This is a genomic window from Clostridium sp. CM037 (assembly GCF_055081095.1).
The window spans coordinates 89,557-111,892 of record NZ_CM143650.1 but is presented as its reverse complement, the minus strand read 5'-3'; the positions used below and the strand labels follow the sequence as shown (position 1 = coordinate 111,892).

Below are 22,336 nucleotides of genomic sequence, written 5' to 3'. Positions count from 1 at the left end.
CTCAAGCAGTAAATCAGAGAAAAACAAAGATATATATATAAAGATTAGTATAATCTATGTAGGAATAGGACTATTGTAAATACAGTAATAAATAGATTTGATACAATATTCCTTGTCGTTACGAATTAGTAACAATAGCAGTTTAATTTTAAAGATCAAATAATTTTCTAAACTTAAAATAATATTTTAAAAATAGAAAAATATATTGACAATTTTAAAGTTAAATAGTAAAATAGTAGGAGTCGTCACATGATGACAAAATAAATTGGTCTTTGAAAATTAAACAGAGAAATAGGTAAAGATAGCGAAATAATATTTCGTTAAACCAGTTAATTACTTTAGTATAAAGTAAAATTTAGTCGTAAGACTAAAAGTATGTAATGAGCTTGCGTAACAACTTAACAGTTGTCGCAGATTAATCATTTCAACTAAAAAAGTGTAAACTTTTAAATTGAGAGTTTGATCCTGGCTCAGGACGAACGCTGGCGGCGTGCCTAACACATGCAAGTCGAGCGATGAAACCCTTCGGGGTGGATTAGCGGCGGACGGGTGAGTAACACGTGGGTAACCTGCCTCAAAGAGGGGAATAGCCTCCCGAAAGGGAGATTAATACCGCATAATATGTTTTGGTCGCATGATCGAAACATCAAAGGATTTTTCTTCGGAAAATTCCACTTTGAGATGGACCCGCGGCGCATTAGCTAGTTGGTGAGGTAACGGCTCACCAAGGCGACGATGCGTAGCCGACCTGAGAGGGTGATCGGCCACATTGGAACTGAGACACGGTCCAGACTCCTACGGGAGGCAGCAGTGGGGAATATTGCGCAATGGGGGAAACCCTGACGCAGCAACGCCGCGTGAATGATGAAGGCCTTCGGGTTGTAAAGTTCTGTCTTCTGGGACGATAATGACGGTACCAGAGGAGGAAGCCACGGCTAACTACGTGCCAGCAGCCGCGGTAATACGTAGGTGGCAAGCGTTGTCCGGATTTACTGGGCGTAAAGGATGCGTAGGCGGACATTTAAGTCAGATGTGAAATACCCGAGCTTAACTTGGGTGCTGCATTTGAAACTGGGTGTCTAGAGTGCAGGAGAGGTAAGTGGAATTCCTAGTGTAGCGGTGAAATGCGTAGAGATTAGGAAGAACACCAGTGGCGAAGGCGACTTACTGGACTGTAACTGACGCTGAGGCATGAAAGCGTGGGGAGCAAACAGGATTAGATACCCTGGTAGTCCACGCCGTAAACGATGAATACTAGGTGTCGGGGGTCGAACCTCGGTGCCGCCGTTAACACATTAAGTATTCCGCCTGGGGAGTACGATCGCAAGATTAAAACTCAAAGGAATTGACGGGGGCCCGCACAAGCAGCGGAGCATGTGGTTTAATTCGAAGCAACGCGAAGAACCTTACCTAGACTTGACATCCCCTGCATAACCCAGAGATGGGCGAAGTCCTTCGGGACAGGGTGACAGGTGGTGCATGGTTGTCGTCAGCTCGTGTCGTGAGATGTTGGGTTAAGTCCCGCAACGAGCGCAACCCTTATCATTAGTTGCTACCATTAAGTTGAGCACTCTAGTGAGACTGCCCGGGTTAACCGGGAGGAAGGTGGGGATGACGTCAAATCATCATGCCCCTTATGTCTAGGGCTACACACGTGCTACAATGGTGAGTACAAAGAGATGCAAGACCGCAAGGTGGAGCCAAACTCAAAAACTCATCCCAGTTCGGATTGTAGGCTGCAACTCGCCTACATGAAGCCGGAGTTGCTAGTAATCGCGAATCAGCATGTCGCGGTGAATACGTTCCCGGGCCTTGTACACACCGCCCGTCACACCATGAGAGTTGGTAACACCCGAAGTCCGTGAGGTAACCGTAAGGAGCCAGCGGCCGAAGGTGGGATTGATGATTGGGGTGAAGTCGTAACAAGGTAGCCGTAGGAGAACCTGCGGCTGGATCACCTCCTTTCTAGGGAGTAGATGTATTGACTTCGGTCGATGCAATAGAAGAATATTAATTTGTTCTTCAAAAATATCTATTGTAATTAATCGTACCTAGTTCTCTGTTTAATTTTGAGAGACTAATTTTATCTAACTCTTAGGAGTTAGATAATGAATAGTTTTTCTTAAAATGTTCTTTGAAAATTGCACAGTGAAAAAAGTTGTTTTAAAAAAATTAAAACTACGCAAGTAGTTTATAAATTAATTTAATACAATTTCGCAAAATTAATATAACCGTCTATGTAAATAGACAGAATCAAGGTCAAGCTACAAAGGGCGCATGGCGAATGCCTTGGCACTAGGAGCCGAAGAAGGACGCGTTAAGCTGCGATAAGCTTTGGGTAGGCGCAAATAGCCTGTGATCCAAAGATTTCCGAATGGGGGAACCCACATAGTAACAACTATGTACTGCATACTGAATAAATAGGTATGCAGAGGTAGACCCGGGGAACTGAAACATCTAAGTACCCGGAGGAAGAGAAAGAAACATCGATTTCCTAAGTAGCGGCGAGCGAAAGGGAAAGAGCCCAAACCCAGGTCTTTGATCTGGGGGTTGAGGATAGATCATAAATACTGCAATTCCTTAATTGAAGATAGCTGGAAAGCTGCTCCGCAGAAGGTAATAGGCCTGTAAATGAAAAGGAAAAACAGTCAGATCTAATCCAGAGTACCACGAGACACGTGAAACCTTGTGGGAAGCTGGGAGGACCACCTCCCAAGGCTAAATACTACCTAGTGACCGATAGTGAAGAAGTACCGTGAGGGAAAGGTGAAAAGAACCCCGGAAGGGGAGTGAAATAGAACCTGAAACCGTGTGCCTACAACCGGTCGAAGCACTTTATATGTGTGACGGCGTGCTTTTTGTAGAACGAGCCAACGAGTTACGATATGTAGCAAGGTTAAGTACTTAAGGTACGGAGCCGAAGGGAAACCAAGTCTGAATAGGGCGTTGTGAACGCAAGTTCACGAAGTTGCATGTCGTAGACCCGAAACCGGGTGACCTATCCATGGCCAGGATGAAGCGGAAGTAAAATTCCGTGGAGGTCCGAACCACGTTGGTGTTGAAAAACCATGGGATGAGCTGTGGATAGCGGAGAAATTCCAATCGAACTCGGAGATAGCTGGTTCTCCTCGAAATAGCTTTAGGGCTAGCGTCGATTAATTGAGTAATGGAGGTAGAGCACTGAATGGGCTAGGGGCTGACAACAGTTACTGAACCCTATCAAACTCCGAATGCCATATACTTTTATTTCGGCAGTCAGACTGCGAATGATAAGATCCGTAGTCAAAAGGGAAACAGCCCAGACCATCAGCTAAGGTCCCAAAGTGTAAGTTAAGTGGAAAAGGATGTGGGATTTCTAAGACAACTAGGATGTTGGCTCAGAAGCAGCCACTCATTTAAAGAGTGCGTAATAGCTCACTAGTCAAGAGATCCTGCGCCGAAGATGTCCGGGGCTAAAACTTACCACCGAAGCTATGGGTGTACACAATTGTGTACGCGGTAGAGGAGCTTTCTGTACTGGCTGAAGTCATACCGTAAGGAGTGGTGGACGGTACAGAAGTGAGAATGTTGGCATGAGTAGCGAGAGTTAAGTGAGAATCTTAACGGTCGAAAACCTAAGGTTTCCTGAGGAAGGCTCGTCCTCTCAGGGTTAGTCGGGACCTAAGCCGAGGCCGAAAGGCGTAGGTGATGGACAATCGGTTGATATTCCGATACCACCAATGGACGTTATTAGAAATGGGATGACGCAGGAGGATAAGATGTGCACACTATTGGATGTGTGTCTAAGCATTTAGGCGGAGCAAGCAGGCAAATCCGTTTGCTCTTAACGCTGAGATGTGATGGGGAAGGGAATTTATTCCTGAAGTATCTGATTCCACGCTGCCAAGAAAAGTCTCTATCGAGGATATTGGTGCCCGTACCGCAAACCGACACAGGTAGGTGAGGAGAGAATCCTAAGACCATCGGAAGAATTGTTGTTAAGGAACTCGGCAAATTGACCCCGTAACTTCGGGAGAAGGGGTGCCTACGTAAGTAGGTCGCAGAGAATAGGCCCAAGCAACTGTTTAGCAAAAACACAGGTCTCTGCTAAAGCGAAAGCTGATGTATAGGGGCTGACGCCTGCCCGGTGCTGGAAGGTTAAGGGGATTACTTAGCGCAAGCGAAGGTATGAACTTAAGCCCCAGTAAACGGCGGCCGTAACTATAACGGTCCTAAGGTAGCGAAATTCCTTGTCGGGTAAGTTCCGACCCGCACGAATGGCGTAATGATTTGGGCACTGTCTCAACAACACATCCGGCGAAATTGTAGTGCAAGTGAAGATGCTTGCTACCCGCGATTGGACGGAAAGACCCCGTAGAGCTTTACTGTAGCTTAGCATTGAATTTCGGTATTGTCTGTACAGGATAGGTGGGAGACTGAGAAACATGGGCGTCAGCCTGTGTGGAGTCATCCTTGGGATACCACCCTGACAGTACTGAGGTTCTAACTGGAGGCCATGAATCTGGTCACAGGACATTGTTAGGTGGGCAGTTTGACTGGGGCGGTCGCCTCCAAAAAAGTAACGGAGGCGCCCAAAGGTTCCCTCAGCGCGGTTGGAAATCGCGCGAAGAGTGCAAAGGCAGAAGGGAGCCTGACTGCGACACTTACAAGTGGAGCAGGGACGAAAGTCGGGCTTAGTGATCCGGTGGTACCTCGTGGGAGGGCCATCGCTCAACGGATAAAAGCTACCTCGGGGATAACAGGCTGATCTCCCCCAAGAGTCCACATCGACGGGGAGGTTTGGCACCTCGATGTCGGCTCGTCGCATCCTGGGGCTGAAGTAGGTCCCAAGGGTTGGGCTGTTCGCCCATTAAAGCGGCACGCGAGCTGGGTTCAGAACGTCGTGAGACAGTTCGGTCCCTATCCGTCGCGGGCGTAGGAAATTTGAAGGGAGCTGTCCTTAGTACGAGAGGACCGGGATGGACAAACCTCTGGTGCACCAGTTGTCACGCCAGTGGCATCGCTGGGTAGCTATGTTTGGAAGGGATAAACGCTGAAAGCATCTAAGCGTGAAGCCCACCCTGAGATGAGATTTCCCATAACTCGCACGTAAGTGCGATGTTAGTAAGACTCCTGGAAGACCACCAGGTTGATAGGTTAGAGGTGTAAGCATGGTAACATGTTCAGCTGACTAATACTAATAAGTCGAGGGCTTGACCTAAATATATAATTAAAGTAACGCGATATATTTCTTTCGCAGAAGCTGTTTCTTTCGTAGGAAAGAAACTAAGATTCTGACAAAGGAAGAAGATTAATTCACTGTGCAATTTTGAGAGAATATCTCATAAAGTATATTGACAAGTTAACAATAGCTTGGTATACTTTAATTATAAGGTTAATACTTTATAAATCTGGTGATTATGGCATGAAGGTAACACCCGTTCCCATACCGAACACGAAGGTTAAGCTTCAATGCGCCGATGGTACTGCAGGGGTGACCTTGTGGAAGAGTAGGTTGTCGCCAGGTCAATACATGGATCTTTAGCTCAGCTGGTTAGAGCTACCGGCTCATAACCGGTCGGTCCGGGGTTCGAGTCCCTGAAGGTCCACCATATGTGGGGATATAGCTCAGCTGGGAGAGCACCTGCCTTGCACGCAGGGGGTCAAGGGTTCGATTCCCTTTATCTCCACCAAAAAACAGTCCAAATATGGGCTGTTTTTTATTTCGTTAAAAATTAGTCCTTAACGACATTTCAGAAGGAAATGATTTAATTATAGATTTTATAGATTTATTAGGTAAAATGTATTACAATATAAAAGCGATAATATGAAATATGAAAGGAACTTTACGATGTCACTATATAGAGTAAAGCAGTTTTACAGGTCAATGGTTTCGAAGGTTAATGATGAAGATTTAGAGTTTCTTAAGATGTATTTAGAAACTTATGAATTACAATTATTAAACCAATTACCTACTTATGAGCAAAAACACTGTATAAATGTAGCTAGGGATGTAAAATTAACTTGTAATCAAAGAAAGTTAAAATCAAATGATTTGATAAAGGTTGCATTGCTTCATGATATAGGTAAAATATATAATAGTATGAATCCAATAGATAAAGCTATAATGGTTATAATTCATATGGTAACAAATGGAAAAATTAGATCGTATAAAAAAAATAAAAATGTTAATATTTATTATAATCATGGAGATATAGGATATAGTTTATTAAGAAAGTATGGTTACAACGATAGAATTTTATTTTTAGTGAAAAATCATCATAATAATAATATAACAGGAGATATAGAATTAGATTTATTAAAAGAATGTGATGATAGAAATTAAGAAACTAATATATAGTTTCTTTTTTTTGATTTATCACAGTAAAAGTATATATTAGGTAAATATAGTTATAAAAAAGGATGCTTTTAATTTAAAAGCATTTATATGTTATAAAGTGTTTCTAATAATACATAAAGAGTGATAGAATATAATTAAATACAAATATTGGGAGGGGAAAATGGATTCAAAGGAAAGAAGAGGATATATTAAAAACAAATTATTTAAAGACAATACTACATGTAAAGGTAACTTTTTAGCAGAGAAACTAGGGGTTACAAGACAAGTTATAGTAAAAGATATTGCAATTATAAGAGCAGAAGGTGTAAATATAATTGCGACTTCAGAAGGTTATTTAATACCCAAAGAAGAAAGTAATTATGTAAGGCGGGTAATTGCAGTTTCACACACAAGAGACGATATATATAATGAGCTTGAATGCATTGTAAAATTTGGTGGTATAGTAGAGGATGTAACAGTAGAACACTCTTTATACGGTGAAATAAGAGCAATGCTCATGATAAAGACAATTATGGATATTGAGAAATTCACAAGAAAGTTTAAAGAATTTAGTGCCAAGCCATTATCCTCGTTAACTAAAGGAATACACTTACATACTATAAAAGCGGATAATGAAGAGATTATAGAGTGTATTATAAAAGAATTAAAAAATAAGAATTACTTAATTTGTGAGTAATTTAATTATTAAAGGAGAAAGTATTATGGAAAATGTTGCACTTTTAAAATGTACGGAATATGATGTTGATTTAGTAGAAAAAAAGTTGCGAGAGGGATTTGAATTATTGGGTGGACATCAATTTTTGAAACAATTAATACCAAAAAACAGTAAAGTACTTTTAAAGCCTAATATGTTAAGTGTTGAGAGTAAAGGATCGCCAGTAGTAACTCATTATGCTGTTTTTGAAGCAGTAATTAGAGTTATTAGGGAATATTCTAGTTACATTAGCTTTGGTGATTCGCCCGGCTTCGGAGATTCAAGAAAAGCAGCAGAAAAATCTGGTCTTATGGAGGTTGCTGATAAATACGGAGTTACTTTTGAGGATTTTAAAGAGTCAGTACATATTAAATTAGATAATTCTATTTTATGTAAATCTTGGAATATATCTAAAGCTGCTTATGAGGCAGACGTTGTTATATCACTGCCAAAACTTAAAACACATGCTATGGCCTATTATACAGGAGCTGTAAAAAATCAATTTGGTTGTATACCAGGAACGCAAAAAGCAACTTGGCATACAAGAATGCCTGATGCTAATAATTTTTGCAAGATGCTTTTGGATTTAAATACGGCCGTTGGGACTAATTTTGCTATTTTAGACGGTATAATTGCTATGGAAGGTAATGGACCTAAAAGTGGACAGCCATATAAAATGAATACTTTAATTATGGGACAGAGCTTAACAGCTGTGGATTCCACTGCCGTTAGACTTATAGGTTACGATGATCCTTTGGATACACCTGTTTTAAAAGAAGCATATGATAGCAAATGGGGAGTAGTACTTTCAAAGGATATAAACATACTTGGTGAAGACTTAGAATCTATGAAAGCAAAAGATTTTAAACTATGTAGGAAGGGAGGTAACTTTTATTTTATAAACCCAGGGGTAACTAATTTTCTAAGAGAAATGATAGCACCAAACCCAACCCTAATCAAAGAAAAATGCATAGGTTGTGGAAGGTGTGCTGAGGTATGTCCAGAGAAGCCCGCGGCGATTGAGATGGTACTAAAAGGAGACATATTAAATCCTAAATGGAATATGCATGAATGTATTAGATGTTTTTGCTGTCAGGAATTATGCCCAGTTGGTGCAATTGAAACAAAATATTCAAAGTTAGCTAAATTACTAAAATTAGATAAGAGGTGATTTTTTACGAAAAGAAAAAAGACCATAGCTATCATTATAGCAATAATAGTAATAATTTTAGCTTTCTTAGGTAACATAATTAATTTTGCTATAAACATACAGTGGTTTAAGGAAGTAGGATATTTATCAGTATATTTTACTAAATTAACATCAATTTTAAAGTTAATGATACCAGTGTTTATGGTGAGTTATATTGCAATATGGATGTATTATAAAACATTTAAAAGTAGTATTCTAAGATGGAAAAAGGTTGTTGAAGTGAATAAAAATAAAGAAAGATTAAAACGCAAAATTATTATATTTATAAATATTATAATCTCTTTTATAGTTTCGATTACCTTTGCTTCTAACTATTGGTATACAATACTGCAGTTCGCGAATGCTACAAGTTTTAATACTGTAGACCCATTATTTAAAAAAGATATTTCATTTTTTATATTCAAACTTCCATTAATTGAATCACTATATCGAATGTTCATAACTTTGCTAGTAGTATTAGTAATTATTACTATAGTAATATACATCACATTAACTGCAAAGGATCATATATTACATTCCAATAAAGGAAATATATTTTCTAAACTTAAAAACTTTAAGAGAGGAATAACTAAATTTGCAGGAAGGCAGCTTTCCATAGTGTCTTCACTAATATTGATGCTAGTATCTCTTGGATACTTAGTAAAAGCTTGGAATCTAGTATACTCGCCAAGAGGAATAGTATTTGGAGCAGGATATACAGATATACATGTAACCTTAAGGTTTTACCAAACAATAGCGGTGGTATCTTTAATTGCAGCCATAATTACATTTATAAGTATACTAAAATATAAAGCAAAGCCTGTGATTATATCTGTTATTGTGGTTGTTGCATTAATTTTTGGGGAACATATAACAGCAAATCTAGTTCAAAAGTTTCAAGTTCAATCGAATGAAAAAACTTTAGAAAAACCATATATTCAATATAATATAGACAATACGAGAAAAGCTTTTAATTTACATACCATAGGAGAAGTTCCATTTGAAATAAAAAATGATTTAACGAAAGAGGATATTAATTTTAATAAAGATACTATTGATAATATAAAAATAAACTCTTTTAAACCAGCATTAGAATTTTATAATCAATTTCAATATATGAGGTTTTATTATGGATTTAATGATTTAGATATTGATAGATATAATATAAATGGGAAATACAATCAAGTATTTATTGCACCAAGAGAAATTGAGTTAGAGTCATTAAAAGACAATTCAAATACTTGGCAAAATAGACATCTAGTTTATACTCATGGATACGGCGTGGCTATGAGTAAGGTAAACTCTGTAACAAGTGAAGGTCAGCCGGATTTTGTGATTAATAATATACCTTTAGAAAATAAAACAAGTATAAAAACAGATAATCCTAGAATATATTTTGGTGAAAGTACCAATGATTATAGTATAGTCAATACAAAAATTGGAGAGTTAGATTATCCTAAGGGTGGAGAAAACCAAACTAATAACTATGATGGAAAAGCTGGAATGAAGATGAGCGTCGCAAATAGAATTTTATTTGCAATAAATAAAAAAAGTACTCAGTTTTTATTATCCAACGATATAACTTCTAATAGTAAAATATTAATTGATAGGAATATAGTTCAAAGAGTAAAAAAAATTGCTCCATTTTTAACATATGATAGTGATCCATACATTATAATTAACGAAGGAAGATTATACTGGATTATAGATGCATATACAACCTCCAATAGATATCCGTTTTCACAGCCACAAAATGGTGTGAATTATATGAGGAATTCAATTAAAGTTGCCATTGACGCAGTAGATGGAATACCTGAATTTTATATAGTTGATAAAAAGGATCCTATAGCAAATAATTATTCAAAGATATTTACAAAACTATTTAAGGATTCAGAGACAGTTCCTAGTGGTATAAAAGAACATTTTAGATATCCAGAAGTCTTATTTAATTTACAATGTAATGTACTTGGTAAATACCACATAACTGATCCTGGAGTATTTTATAACGGAGATGATGTGTGGTCTATAGCAACTAACAAAGAGAAGGTTGAGGGTAAAAATGAAAAAAACAAAGCTTCTTATGTAATAATGAAACTACCAAATGAAAGCACAGAAGAAATGATCTTACTTGAATACTTCAACACTAAAGGGCGAGATAACATGGTATCGTTATTGGCAGCAAGGATGGATGGGGACAATTATGGGAAAATGGTTTTATATAAATTCCCACCGAAGCAAACAGTATATAGCCCTGTACTATTTAAACAAAAGATGAATCAGGACACTATAATATCAAAAGAATTATCACTTTGGAATACACAAGGTTCACAAGTCCAATTTGGAGAAACATTAATTATACCAATTAAAAATTCTTTGATTTATGTAGAGCCTATGTATTTGAGAGCTAAAGGCGAGAAAAGCATACCAGAGATGAAAAAGGTTATAGTGTCTTATGGTGATAAAATAGTTTTAGCTGATAATATAGAGTTAGCGCTTGAACAAATATTTGATTATACAGACAAAAATAATATATCCCAAACTAAAGAAAAATTAAATTTAGATGAAAAATCATTGGAAAATATAAAAATTGCTAAAGAAATTTATAACAAGGCGTTGGAAGCTCAAAAAAATGGTAAGTGGGCTGAATATGGGATATTTATAAAACAATTAGGTGATACATTGAATAAAATAAGTGAGTAAAATATATTATAATATAGTTAACATAATCAAGACATATTAAAAACGCCTTAGTTTTAAATAGGATTATGTTACATTGTATTATCATGAAATGTAATCTTAGGACATATATTGTTATATGTCCTTACTTTTATAGTATAATTTGTTTTGCGTTATGTAAAAATATATAGAGTGAGATAAATATTGTATAAAACAAAGGAATTTGAAATAAAATGTCGAATAAGTTTATATATATAAGAGTATAAGGGGTATGGGGGTTATGTTATGAAATATACAAATAATAATTTGTATAAGGCTGGTAAAAATTCATTGTGTATAGGTACAGATGCTTTAAATATTAATAATTTACCTAAAGTAATAATAAAAAATATTTCGGATGCTCTTATAAACGGAGAAAAAATTATATTTTTTACAGATGATATATTCTATAAAAATATTGAAAAAAACTTTGATGGTGATGAAGATTTCATAAGGTATAATATAAATACAGGTATCTTTAAAATAAAAACGTATAATATTGATACTTTTGATTATGACTATAAAGAGTTTTTAGATATTATTTTTGTTGTTAGACAAAAATTGAGAATAATATGGGATTTTAAAAATGTAATTAGAAGGGTTGGAAAAGTAGATGTTTTAATTAAATATGTTCAAAAAATAATAGAATGTTCAAAAGATAATATTTCTAATATGGTATACATTAATAATAATGTATATAACTTCAATGAACTACATAGATTTAGCAATTTATTTCAAACATTAATTATTATAGATAGAAATAAAGAAATGGAATTTAAAAATAAGAATGAAATAGAAAAAGCAATTTGGATGCTTCAGTCTAATTCACAACTAAAATATCAGAATAAAAATTTAGTTTTATTTAATGATATTTTTTCAGATATACCCCAAAATACAGATGAAAATGAATTCAGAGAAATCGTAATGAATAAAATTAAGGATGTATGTGATGTAGATTTTTGTATTTTACATAGTTCAGTTAAAGAGCAAGAAAATACGATAGAAATGGGTAATTATTATGGGATAACTAAAAAACATAAATACTATTTGATTAAGGATATAAAAACAATCCATTATATTAATAACTTCAATGAAATGGTATTAAATAGTAATGGAAATTCATTATTAAATTCAAGTGAAATAGAGGATTCAGAATTAGTAGAAAAATTCAAGTTATTAGGCATAGTAAGCTATATGGCTATTAATGTAGAATATTATGATAGTTCTAAGGGTGTAATAAGTATAGGAAGATATAAAAATAATAGAGAGCTATCTAAAAATAACATAGAACATTTAAAATCAATATGTAAAACTGCATTTTATTTAATACAGGATCAAAAAAGATTTTCTGATATGCGAAATAGACTAATACAAAACGAAAAACTAAGGGCTATGGGAGAAATGGCTGCGGGAATAACTCATGATATAAATAATATACTTACACCAATTGTAGGCTCTGTTCAACTTTTAAAGGATACAACTAAGGAAAAAGAAAACTTGAAGTTGCTTAGCATTATAGAAATATGTGCGTATGATGGAATCAATATTACTAATAAGGTTAAAAAATTAACCCAAAAATGTAATGGAAAAGATAATGATTTTGAAATCTTTAGTGTAGATAATGTAATTTCAGATGCAATAGATTTAACTAAAAGTAAATGGCTAACAGGAAGTAGTTTTAAAGGAATAAAAATAAGCGTAATTAAATCATTAAAATCTAATGAGGAGATGCAAGGAAATATAACAGAAATAAGAGAGGTATTTATAAATATAATAGTAAATGCTATAGATGCTATGCCAAAAGGTGGTAAAATAGAATTCATTACTAAAAATAAAGCTAATATGGCTATTATAGAAATAAGAGATAGTGGAATGGGAATGAAAAAAGAGATTCAAAAAAGAATATTTGAACCGTTTTTTACAACAAAAGGTAATGATGGTTCAGGGCTTGGATTAAGTATCTCTTATAATATAATACTTTCACATAAAGGGAGCATGGAAATTGAAAGCAAACAAAATGTAGGAACTTCTTTTATTATTAAATTACCCCTATGTGAAAAAATAACTAAAAGTGATAACGTAGGATTAAGGGATGTAATTGATTTTGAAGGCAACATCCTTGTTATCGATGATCAGGAGCAAATAAGAAATGTTGTTGCTAGTATGATAAAATCAATTGTTAAATGTAAAACAAAGGCTTGTGGGTGTGAAAATTTAGACTCAGAGTTACAAAGGAGAAAATATGATATAATTGTATGTGATTTTACCATGCCGAGTATTAATGGATTTCAAGTTGCTGAAAAAGTTAAAAAAATAAACAATCAGACATATTTTTGCTTAATGACAGGGTGGGTGGGACCTTTTGAAGGTCAAGATATGAATAATGTTGATTTCATTTTAAATAAACCTATAAATAAAGAAAGTTTAAAAAAAATGCTTTCTTGTTATAGTATAAGAGATTAAATATCCATCAAATGACAATTACGTCTAAAATACGGGCGAAAAGAAGAATGGATGACTGTTCTTCTTTTTTAGTGAAATTAGAAAAAAATTTAACATATTGAGTCACATGTTTAAAAAAAGGATATAATAATAATGTAAATTAAAACAGTTTTGTTTTATGCTGGAGGGCTACGATGGACTATGATGTACTTATTTTGGGTGGAGGAATAATTGGATGTGCAGTTGCTTATGAGATCTCAAAATATAATCTTAATATAGCTGTTATTGAAAAAGACTATGATATAGCTGATGATGTAGCATTAATAAACACTGCTATGATATATAATGGTATTGAAAGTGAAGATGTTTTAACTGCAAAGCTTGAACGTATGGGTAATAAAATGATGGATACTATAAGTGCCAAATTTAATGTTCCATTTAAAAGGTGCGGTTCCTTAATAATTGCTCAAACTGATGAAGACGTTGAAATAATCAAAAAAATATATAATAGAGCAATAGAGCGAGGCACGAAGGACGTATTTATTTTAGACCCAGAATACATATATGAAATGGAACAAAACTTAAATATAGATGTTAAAAAAGCATTATATTCTAAAAATACGGGTGTAATTTGTCCGTTTGATTTAGCATTATCTTATGGCGAAGTGGCATTTGATAATGGTGTAAAATTTAAATTAGAAGAAGAAGTAATAGATATTCAAGAAATATCAAAAGGATTTAGAGTTGTTACTAATAAAAATAAATTCACTTGCAAAATGGTAATAAATACAACACCTTCAGAAAATTACAGTATAGCAAATGAAAAAAAACTTCATGTAAATAACAATGAAGGAATATCAAAGTATATACTTTTAGACAATGATAAAAAAGCAAGATTTTCGCATGCCTTATTTATGATTAATGTTAAAGGGGAAAGTATGTATACAATTCCAACTATGGAGGGAGATACTGTAGCTGCTTTTGATACAAAAAAGAATGTTAGTTATGATGAAATAGTAAATAGGGTATCCAAGATAACAAATGGTCTAGACGATATGGATGTTAAAATGTTTTTAGAATGGCCCTTTTTCGAAGAGCCTATGATAATTGATGATAGCGGTATAGATGATGGACTTATCCAGATCAAAGGAAAGCACTATGGTCAAGTTACTATGACACCTGCTATAGCAAGCATTGTATGTGAGAGTGTAGTGAGCAAGATGGAATGCAAGCTCAAAAAAGATTTCAATGATAAAAGGCGAGAGTACTATAAGTTTAGAGAATTGTGTGACGAGGAAAGAAAAAGTATTATTAAGATAGATAAAAAATATGGTAATATAATATGCGGATGTGAAAAAGTAACTGAAGGTGAAATAGTGGATGCTATAAGGAGACCTTTAGGTGCACGGACGGTAGAAGGAGTTAAAAGAAGAACCGGTGCTGCATTTGGAAATTGCCAAGGATCACATTGTTTAAACAAGATTGTTTCTATTTTAGCAAGAGAAACCAATAAGAAAATGACAGAGATAGTTAAGGACTCAAAAAATTCTAATATTGTGTTATATAGAATAAAAGAATTTGATAGTATGTAGGAGATGATTTTATTTGAGCGAAGAAACTGATTGCAAATTTAATGAAACTAAAGCAATATTAACAACTTTAGTTAGAATAAAAGGATCTAAATTACGAAATGTAGTTCCAGTAAAAAGTAGTAAACCTATTAGTAAGAGGTTATGGATCGAATGCTCAAAAGCATTAAGCAGAATACATGTAGGTCCTCCTATAAAAATAGGGGATATAGTATGTAAAAACGTACTTAATACCGGAGTTGATATTATTTGCACAAAAAATATTGAAAGAAATACTTAATTAAAATTTTAGAAGAATAAATAATTAATAATATTTAAGGAGGAATAGTCATGTTAGATTTGAAAAGAATAAGAAATAATCCAGAAGAAATAAAAAAATTAATGAAAAATAGAGGGGAAAATTTTGATTTATCAGTAATTGATGAAGTGGTATCTCTTGATAAAACAAGAAGGGATATATTAGTTGAGGTTGAAGAATTAAAAAATAATAGAAACACTCAATCTGCGCTTATACCAAAGCTTAAGAAAAATGGAGAAAATGTAGAAGAAATTATGTCCCAAATGAAAAAACTTTCAGATGAAATTAAAAATTTTGATATTGAACTATATGAAGTAAATGAAAAAATTAAAAATATTATGTTAAGTATTCCAAACATACCGAGTGTAAATGTGCCAGAAGGGGATACCGAGGAAGATAATGTTGAAGTAAAAAAATGGGGAGAGCCTAAACATTTCAGCTATGCAGCTAAAGCGCATTGGGATTTGGGAACAGACAATGATATTTTAGATTTTGAAAGAGGCGCAAAGATTACGGGTTCAAGATTTACAGTGTATAAAGGCCTCGGAGCAAGGCTTGAAAGAGCACTAATAAGTTATTTTTTAGATCTTCATGTGGATAACAATGGGTATACAGAAATACTGCCTCCATATATGGTTAATAGACAAAGTATGATCGGTACGGGTCAATTACCTAAGTTTGAAGAAGATGCTTTTAAAGTAGCTAATACAGACTATTTCTTAATACCGACAGCAGAGGTACCTGTTACAAATATTTATAGAGATGAAATATTAAGTGGTCAAGATCTTCCTATAAAGCATGTTGCGTATAGTGCTTGTTTTAGACAAGAAGCAGGTTCAGCAGGAAGGGATAGTAGAGGACTTATAAGGCAACATCAATTTAATAAAGTAGAACTTCTTAAATTCACAAAGCCTGAGGATTCATATGCAGAGCTTGAAAAGTTACTTATGGATGCAGAGTCAGTATTACAAGGACTTGAATTACCTTATAGAATAGTTAAGATATGTAAAGGCGATTTAGGATTTACAGCATCATTTAAATATGATATTGAGGTTTGGATGCCAAGCTACAACAAGTATGTTGAAATATCAAGCTGTAGTAATTTCGAGGATTTCCAAGCAAGGCGTGCCAACATTAAGTATAAAGATGATAAAAAGGATAAAGCTAATTATATTCATACACTAAATGGATCAGGGGTAGCTATTGGAAGAGCATTAGCTGCAGTACTTGAAAACTACCAGAATGAAGACGGATCAGTAACTATTCCAAATGTTTTAGTGAAGTATATGGGAGAAAAAACGTTAATTTCAAAATAAGTATTTAAATTATTAATTTATATCATAATAATAAATGAGCAACTTAAGTATTTAACGACATTTCAGAAGGAAAGTCTCGCCATTCTATAAGTGGGAGTATAAATCTCCTTCTGAAGTCGTTAATATTTCAGCGACCCAGGAGATGAGTTAATATTAAGTTGTTTATTTATTATAGTATATGAAATTGAAGTTTATGACATGAAATATAAATGTGTGTCAAGCATTTTTGAAAATGTCCCAAAATATTTAAAACATTAGCACCAGTTTTTCTGGTGCTTTTACATTGATTTTGATTACCTAATGCATGTTGTGCAAACTGGATATAAGATTATTTAGTTACTTTGAAATTTCTCCTAAAATCTTTCCTAAATATCTTTTAGCCGTAGGCTTATAATTTTTGATGCATTAAAGCATCTCCTTCTGAAATGTCATTAAAACTGAAAAATTGTTTTTGAGGGTATGCAAGAATCCTTCCATTTATATTAGCGTAGCTAGTGAATGGGAATCCAGTTATTTTTGTCAATTTGATTTTATTAGCTTTTGCTTCCATTGGCCAGTTTCTTAATCTATTATTGAGATATGTTTTGGGTTCACTTAATAAACCTTAGAAGATTGTCTTTTTCAAAGATCTAAAATGAACAGATTTTTAGTGTTCCTATGCTACATTATCGCTGCGGTGAGCCTGTTTATTTAGATACCGCTCAAAAGAATCTTGTTTCCAAGGATGACTCATTGGTGGTATGTAGCGTTTTCTAGGTTGGTCATTTGGAACAACTAAATCAAAGTTCTTAGAGGAAAGTTTATGCCCTGGTAATAAATCTAGCGCATAAACCTTTTCATCTACACACAAGAAAATCTCGTCACTAAATGCCTGAATTACCATTCCAGATGTTCCTTTGCGATAATGTACAGGATGACCATTGGAATCTATAGGTAAATAGTAATTCTTTTTAAATTTGATACAGCTTCCGTTATCTACCTTCCTACTAGTCAATACGGCAAGAGTTAAGTTGATTTTTTCATTATCTGGTTGCATTTCAAAGACAGATTTGATATCATCAACAGGTAATGCAAACTGAGCATTGAATTCTTTTATGTAGGAGTTTAAGAATTCGTTTGCTTGCTCAATTGTGTTTATACCAGCTAGTCGCATTTCCAAGGGGAGGCGTGATTGTAACGTCTGAAACATTCTTTCTACGCGTCCCTTGGCTTGTGCAACACTACTGGTTCTAATTTCTATACCCAATTGTTTACACGCATAGCTAAACTGTGTAAATGTGTCCTCTTCAACTGAAGGGGATTTTTTTTGTTTATATTCAAATACAGTACGTCTATCAGTGAATAACATGTAGGGAATACCATAGTCAGTAAGCACTTGGTGTAGTACATGATAGTATCCGTTTAAAGTTTCCTGTGGATCGAAATAAGCCCCCATAATAGCGCCAGTGGCATCATCTACAGCGATATGCAACTGACTTTTTTCATTACCGAACCAAAGATGTACCGAAGCATCCATTTGAAGCATTTCACCTGTATAAGCACATCTTGGACGTCTAGGATGTGCATCCTCGGCAGCAATTATGGAACTTTGAATTTCAGCAATTTCTTTAATAGAATTAGTTGTTTTTTGTAGTTCTTTTAATTCTGCCTTGATCCTTTTTCTTGTAGCACGCTTCGCCTTAGGGGACAGGATGAAATCCTGTATAAGGATAGAGTGAATAGTGCTAGTAGAAACCGTTATATTGTGATGTTTTTTTAGTAATTCAGAAAAGTGAGTAAAATTGGCTTCAGAGTATTTGGTACGGTATAAATCCAGGATTAACTGCTTTGTATTAACAGTGAGGGCATGTGAGGGCTTCCGCCCTCGATTACCATGAATAAAGAATTCCTTTCCACTTTCTTTATATCCCTTAACCATTCTGTTAATATGCCTAACTGAACAATTGAGAGCTATAGCTGCTCGCTTTTTATTTCCATCTGTTTCTACTAATTTTTTTATAGTAGAGTACTTATCTATTTCTTCCATAGTTAAATTCACCTTTCTCATTATCGGCACCTCATTTCTAGTCATGAGGTTTATTATACAATGTTTTCATATTTGGGACATAATCAAATGCGGTATAGTAAGACATTATCATAAATCAATCATAAAGTTTATGACATGAAATATAAATGTGTTGACAGGTGATGTTTATGCTGATATAATAAATCTTGTCGTTAAGATATGGAGGGATGGTCGAGTTGGTTTAAGGCACCGGTCTTGAAAACCGACGTACGTGAAAGCGTACCGTGGGTTCGAATCCCACTTCCTCCACCATTTTTTAACGACATAAAATTAAGCTATGGAGAAATACTCAAGTGGCTAAAGAGGTGCCCCTGCTAAGGGTATAGACTGGGAAACTGGTGCGAGGGTTCAAATCCCTCTTTCTCCACCAGCAACATCTAACATTTGTTAGATGTTTTTTATTTTCACATAATATATTATTTTGATAAATGTTTTCAAAATAATATTGACACTATATCAACATGCTGATATAATAAACCTTGTCGTTAAGATATGGAGGGATGGTCGAGTTGGTTTAAGGCACCGGTCTTGAAAACCGACGTACGTGAAAGCGTACCGTGGGTTCGAATCCCACTTCCTCCACCATTTTTTAACGACATAATAATTAAGCCATGGAGAAGTACTCAAGTGGCTAAAGAGGTGCCCCTGCTAAGGGTATAGACTGGGAAACTGGTGCGAGGGTTCAAATCCCTCCTTCTCCACCAAAAACATCTAACTATTGTTAGATGTTTTTTTAGATTGCGCCCGGCATGGGCGCAATCTAATGGGTGAAAGTCCCTAGCACGGGTTAATAGTGCCAAGTGCATAGCTTAAGACAAGGGTGTCCACCGCGAGGTGGAATCTGAAGGAAGTCGGCGGCGAAACTCTGGTCTGACGAACAGAAACTACATATAAGGCATATGCTTGTGGGTAAGTTTGCAATACAAAATGAAGCCCAAAACTATTCGAAACAGGCGATGTAAATGTAGCAGATAGATGGAGTGAAAGATTGCGTTCTTACCCGGGGAGATCTGATAGGTAAGTTGTGGATATGAATTTAGAAATAACAAACTATACAGTGATGTATGGCTGAACTATCAGAAGTCAGCAGACGTCATAGTACCATGCTAAACGCGTTAGCGTGGGAAGGACTGAACAATAGGAGGTTTTGAAATTTTGAAAGATACGAAGAAATATGATGAAAGCAGACAACTTCATAAAGAAGGCTCTCTACGAGAGAATAAAGTGGAACTTAAAGGTAACGTAGAAGTGCATAGTATTTCTCCTATGTCAGAAGAAGGAAGAAACGATGTGAATAGATACGGTAATGATTTACTCGAACAAGTATCGTCGAGAGATAATATGAATAAAGCATATAAAAGAGTAAAAGCAAATAAAGGAAGTCATGGTATTGATGGGTTGACGGTAGATGAACTTCTACAACACCTAAAAGAGCATGGACAAGAATTAAGGCAATCATTACTGGAAAACAGATATAGACCTCAAGCAGTAAGAAGGGTGGAAATACCCAAACCTGATGGGGGAATAAGACTACTTGGAATACCTACTGTAGTAGATAGAGTTGTTCAACAAGCAATCTCACAAGTTCTAATACCAATATATGAAAACAAATTTTCAGATAATAGCTATGGTTTTAGACCTTTAAGAAGTGCAAAGCAAGCTGTTGAAAAATGTAGGGGATATATTAATGCTGGACATACATGGACAGTAAATATAGACCTTTCTAAATACTTTGATACGATAAATCACGATAAATTAATAAGGATACTATCGGAAGATATTAAAGATAGTAGAGTAATCTCTCTGATACGAAAGTATCTACAAAGTGGAGTGATGATAAATGGGGTATTTATGAATACTGAAGAAGGAGCACCTCAAGGTGGACCCTTGTCCCCATTATTGAGTAACGTAATGTTACATGAACTTGATGTAGAACTAACAAAGCGAGGACTAAACTTTTGTAGGTATGCTGATGATGCTAATATATATGTTAAAAGTGAGAAATCAGCAAATAGAGTAATGAAGAGTATTACAAGATTTATTGAGGAAAAATTAAAGCTTAAAGTGAATAAAGAAAAGAGTACAGTAGATAGATCTTGGAAACTTAAATTTTTAGGATTTTCGTTTTACCGAGCAAAAGGTGAATACAGAATGAGAGTTCCTCAAAAACCTATAAGTAAATTCAAAGCAAAGCTAAAGGAATTAACTTCAAGAAGTAATGCGATGAGCATGGAATATAGATTTATGAAACTTAAGCAAGTGATAGTTGGATGGGTAAATTATTTTGCTATCGCAGATATTAAAAGCATTCTCAAAACACTTGATGAATGGTTAAGGCGAAGGATTAGAATGTGTTTTTGGAAACAATGGAAAAAGATTAAAACCAAATATAAAAACCTTGTTAAATTAGGCTTGAACAAGAATAAAGCCTGGCAATATACAAACACAAGGAAGAGCTATTGGAGAACATCCAATAGCCCTATATTAAACAAAACATTGACCAATAAATACCTTAAAAATATAGGATTAGTTTCTATATCTGAGACATATTTATTAAAACATTAATTCTTATTGAACCGCCGTGTACCGAACGGTATGCACGGTGGTGTGAGAGGTCGCTAAATAAACTAATTATTTAGCTCCTACTCGATTTATTATATAAATAACTAGATTTTTAAATTACAAAATAAGTTATTTATTTATTGAATTTAAGATAAATAAAAGGTATAATTATAGTATTAAAATAATAAAGAAGGCTAAAAAATGTTAAAAGGTAATAAAATATTATTGAGATGTGTAGAGAGAAGAGATTTGAATATATTTTATGATATTTGGGCTGATGAAGAGGTTAGAAGACTTGATGGTAATTTTAGATTGCCTCCATCTAAAGAGGATATATTAAATAATTTTAATAAATTTATTAATCTTGATAAGAAATATCTTAGCATTATAAATGAAAAAGGCGTAGTTGTAGGATATATAACGTTTAGAGAAATTAGTGAAAGTAAGAATGTATATGTATTAGGTATAACCGTAGGTCAAAACTTTTGGAATAGAGGATATGGGCAAGATTCTATAAAAGTTTTGTTAAAATATTTATTCATGGATATTGCTGCGCATAGAGTGGAGCTCGAAGTACTAGATTTTAATTTAAGAGCAATTCAATGTTATAAAAAATGTGGTTTTATAGAAGAAGGAAAGAAGAGAAAGACTTGCTTTTCCTATGGAAATTACAGGGATGTAATTATTATGGGAATTCTTAGAGAAGATTTTGTAGATAAAAGTTTGTAAATAAACCTTTACTATTAACATATAATATGGTAATATAGTAATGATATATATGCGTTGGTAGCTCAGTTGGATAGAGTAGCTGGCTACGAACCAGTTGGTCGCAGGTTCGACTCCTGTCCGACGCACCACTCAAGCCTTACAAACACTAAGTTTGTAAGGCTTTTATTGTGCGCCCGGCATGGGCGCAATCTAATGGGTGAAAGTCCCTAGCACGGGTTAATAGTGCCAAGCGCATAGCTTAAGACAAGGGTGTCCACCGGGAGGTGGAATCTGAATTATCCGAGTTAAACGATTATCCTAATAAAACTCAAAGTGTGATCTAATCAAACGCATTTAAAAAAACTGCTCGGATAATCTTTCTATAATAATTCTATCGTATAATACTATTATCCCAGGT

The 22,336-nt window shown here is 34.6% G+C and carries 10 protein-coding genes, 7 tRNA genes, 3 rRNA genes and 2 pseudogenes; 20 read left to right on the top strand and 2 right to left on the bottom strand.

Annotated features, from left to right (window positions below):
- The first annotated feature begins 447 nt into the window (after positions 1-447).
- The 13 genes and pseudogenes from ACWJKP_RS00580 to serS all read left to right on the top strand — a co-directional run bounded on the left by ACWJKP_RS00580 (position 448) and on the right by serS (position 16,583).
- A 16S ribosomal RNA gene (locus tag ACWJKP_RS00580) occupies positions 448-1,965 on the top strand.
- 292 nt (positions 1,966-2,257) lie between these two features.
- A 23S ribosomal RNA gene (locus tag ACWJKP_RS00575) occupies positions 2,258-5,200 on the top strand.
- 189 nt (positions 5,201-5,389) lie between these two features.
- Positions 5,390-5,506 (top strand): 5S ribosomal RNA (rrf, locus tag ACWJKP_RS00570).
- Together the 16S, 23S and 5S rRNA genes with 2 tRNA genes alongside form the textbook arrangement of a ribosomal RNA operon.
- A gap of 8 nt (positions 5,507-5,514) precedes the next feature.
- Positions 5,515-5,591, top strand: a tRNA-Ile gene (locus ACWJKP_RS00565).
- A gap of 5 nt (positions 5,592-5,596) precedes the next feature.
- Positions 5,597-5,672 (top strand) — tRNA-Ala (locus tag ACWJKP_RS00560).
- A 158-nt stretch (positions 5,673-5,830) separates the two neighbouring features.
- Complete coding sequence (locus ACWJKP_RS00555; RefSeq protein ID WP_165414677.1) at positions 5,831-6,325, top strand: HDIG domain-containing metalloprotein; 495 nt, start codon at positions 5,831-5,833, stop codon at positions 6,323-6,325.
- Positions 6,326-6,500: 175 nt separating this feature from the next.
- On the top strand, positions 6,501-7,016 hold the full coding sequence (locus ACWJKP_RS00550; protein ID WP_165414678.1) for a transcription repressor NadR: 516 nt from the start codon (positions 6,501-6,503) through the stop codon (positions 7,014-7,016).
- A gap of 25 nt (positions 7,017-7,041) precedes the next feature.
- Positions 7,042-8,205 carry a DUF362 domain-containing protein gene (locus tag ACWJKP_RS00545; protein ID WP_165414679.1) on the top strand — a complete coding sequence of 388 codons (1,164 nt, stop codon included), beginning with the start codon at positions 7,042-7,044 and terminating at the stop codon, positions 8,203-8,205.
- Between the two features lie 9 nt (positions 8,206-8,214).
- Positions 8,215-10,923: pseudogene (locus ACWJKP_RS00540) on the top strand (UPF0182 family protein); the annotation flags it as partial.
- Between the two features lie 261 nt (positions 10,924-11,184).
- Positions 11,185-13,401: a hybrid sensor histidine kinase/response regulator gene (locus ACWJKP_RS00535; RefSeq protein WP_165414680.1), complete on the top strand. Its 2,217-nt coding sequence runs from the start codon at positions 11,185-11,187 to the stop codon at positions 13,399-13,401.
- A 173-nt stretch (positions 13,402-13,574) separates the two neighbouring features.
- Positions 13,575-14,972: an NAD(P)/FAD-dependent oxidoreductase gene (locus tag ACWJKP_RS00530; protein WP_165414681.1), complete on the top strand. Its 1,398-nt coding sequence runs from the start codon at positions 13,575-13,577 to the stop codon at positions 14,970-14,972.
- Between the two features lie 40 nt (positions 14,973-15,012).
- A pseudogene (locus ACWJKP_RS00525) lies at positions 15,013-15,249 on the top strand (DUF1667 domain-containing protein); the annotation flags it as partial.
- A 50-nt stretch (positions 15,250-15,299) separates the two neighbouring features.
- Positions 15,300-16,583: a serine--tRNA ligase gene (serS, locus tag ACWJKP_RS00520; RefSeq protein ID WP_165414683.1), complete on the top strand. Its 1,284-nt coding sequence runs from the start codon at positions 15,300-15,302 to the stop codon at positions 16,581-16,583.
- Positions 16,584-16,971: 388 nt separating this feature from the next.
- Here serS and ACWJKP_RS00515 read toward each other — a convergent pair whose 3' ends face one another.
- Positions 16,972-17,133 (bottom strand): hypothetical protein, encoded by a 162-nt coding sequence (locus tag ACWJKP_RS00515; protein ID WP_165415094.1) that lies wholly within the window; start codon positions 17,131-17,133, stop codon positions 16,972-16,974.
- 105 nt (positions 17,134-17,238) lie between these two features.
- On the bottom strand, positions 17,239-18,609 hold the full coding sequence (locus tag ACWJKP_RS00510) for an ISNCY family transposase (RefSeq protein WP_462961669.1): 1,371 nt from the start codon (positions 18,607-18,609) through the stop codon (positions 17,239-17,241).
- A 200-nt stretch (positions 18,610-18,809) separates the two neighbouring features.
- Between ACWJKP_RS00510 and ACWJKP_RS00505 the strand changes: the two genes are divergently transcribed.
- The 7 genes from ACWJKP_RS00505 to ACWJKP_RS00475 all read left to right on the top strand — a co-directional run bounded on the left by ACWJKP_RS00505 (position 18,810) and on the right by ACWJKP_RS00475 (position 22,067).
- Positions 18,810-18,900, top strand: a tRNA-Ser gene (locus ACWJKP_RS00505).
- Positions 18,901-18,927: 27 nt separating this feature from the next.
- A tRNA-Ser gene (locus ACWJKP_RS00500) sits at positions 18,928-19,018 on the top strand.
- A gap of 124 nt (positions 19,019-19,142) precedes the next feature.
- Positions 19,143-19,233, top strand: a tRNA-Ser gene (locus ACWJKP_RS00495).
- A 28-nt stretch (positions 19,234-19,261) separates the two neighbouring features.
- Positions 19,262-19,352, top strand: a tRNA-Ser gene (locus ACWJKP_RS00490).
- A 451-nt stretch (positions 19,353-19,803) separates the two neighbouring features.
- Positions 19,804-21,213: a group II intron reverse transcriptase/maturase gene (ltrA, locus tag ACWJKP_RS00485; protein WP_224578726.1), complete on the top strand. Its 1,410-nt coding sequence runs from the start codon at positions 19,804-19,806 to the stop codon at positions 21,211-21,213.
- A 198-nt stretch (positions 21,214-21,411) separates the two neighbouring features.
- Positions 21,412-21,939, top strand: a complete 528-nt coding sequence (locus ACWJKP_RS00480) for a GNAT family N-acetyltransferase (protein ID WP_165414901.1) — start codon at positions 21,412-21,414, stop codon at positions 21,937-21,939.
- Positions 21,940-21,990: 51 nt separating this feature from the next.
- A tRNA-Arg gene (locus ACWJKP_RS00475) sits at positions 21,991-22,067 on the top strand.
- Positions 22,068-22,336 lie beyond the last annotated feature (269 nt).